The organism is Kitasatospora sp. NPDC059747, assembly GCF_042732955.1.
In the GTDB taxonomy this organism is placed as follows: Bacteria; Actinomycetota; Actinomycetes; order Streptomycetales; family Streptomycetaceae; genus Kitasatospora.
On sequence record NZ_JBHWGV010000210.1, the window covers coordinates 1 to 1,117 of the forward strand.

The 1,117-nt window shown below is 73.5% G+C and carries 1 protein-coding gene; it reads left to right on the plus strand.

Annotated elements, in window-relative coordinates; translation table 11 throughout:
• Positions 1-351: 351 nt before the first annotated feature.
• Complete coding sequence (locus tag ACFV4G_RS42190) at positions 352-735, plus strand: hypothetical protein (protein WP_380448725.1); 384 nt, start codon at positions 352-354, stop codon at positions 733-735.
• Positions 736-1,117: the final 382 nt, after the last annotated feature.

The following is a 1,117-nucleotide window of genomic DNA, read 5'->3' on the forward strand; positions in this document are numbered from 1 at the left end:
AGCCCACCCCCTTTCGGTCGATGTGGTCAAGCTAGTGCACCCCACTGACAACGCAGCGTTCTCCGCCGCTTCGCGGCTCCGGGCCAAGGATGCATTCCCTCCCCGGCTGAAGCCGGGGATACCCTGCAAGATCAGGGATGGGGGCCCGGCCCAGGTGCGCGGTCCCCACCTTCTTGGCCAGTGACCAATGACTGGTTGTCAGCAAGACTGGGTCGGTGACCAAGAAGCAAGCCCCGGACCGCGCCCGCACCCGGCTCCCGTCGGGGCCGGCGCCGATGATCCGGTCGAGGCCGAGCTCGAAGCGCTCGTCGAAGTCGTCGAAGTCGTCGAAGTCGCCGGAGGGGTGCTGAGATGCGGATCGAGATCGTCGCCGTCCTGGACGGCGGCCGGGTCGACTTCCGCTGCACCCTCGGCGGGGCTCAAGCCCTGTGGGCCGGGCCGCCGTCGCCCGGTCCCGGCCGACTCTTCGACGTCGAGCTGGACGTGGGGGAGCCGATCGCCGCGTGGGCGAGAGCCACCACCGGACCGGGAGCGATCACCGGAACCCCGGCGGGCGGGGCCGTGCTCACCGGGACCGTCCTCGGGGCGGGAAACGCGGACGACCCCGTCGTCGACCTCCGGCTCGGCGACGACATCGTCCTGCTGGAGCCGCCGGCGGACGGCTGGGACGTGCGGCCCGGCGAGGTCGTGGCGGCACGGGTCACATCGCTCCGGCTGTACCCGTACGAGCTGTAGCCCGCGGGCCTGCGGCTGATGCGTTGAGTCCCGCGGCCCGGGGGGACGTATGGGTCAGTGGCGGGGCGGGTGCGGCGGGGAAGCGGGAAGGTGAGTCCGGTGATCAGCTCGGAGACGGTGGAGTTCCGCGTCGGGGACCGGGTGTGGGTGTACCGGGACTCGGAGTTCGGTGCGGTCGAGGGGGCCGTGGTCGTGGATGTCCGGCCGGACGGGCGGCTGCGGGTGGAGTTCACCGACGGGCACCGCACCGCTCTCCGGTACGGGCACGTCGAGCTGCGGGCGCCGGGGGGGGGGGGGGGGGGGGCGCCCCCCCGCCCGGGGGGGGGGGGTGGGGGCGGCAGCGACCCAGGAAGACCGTCACACTCACCCCCAGCCCCCCCCC

Coding starts and splice junctions, on each gene's coding strand:
- ACFV4G_RS42190 (WP_380448725.1), top strand. CDS start 352: ATGCGGATCGAGATCGTCGCCGTCCTGGACGGCGGCCGGGTCGACTTC.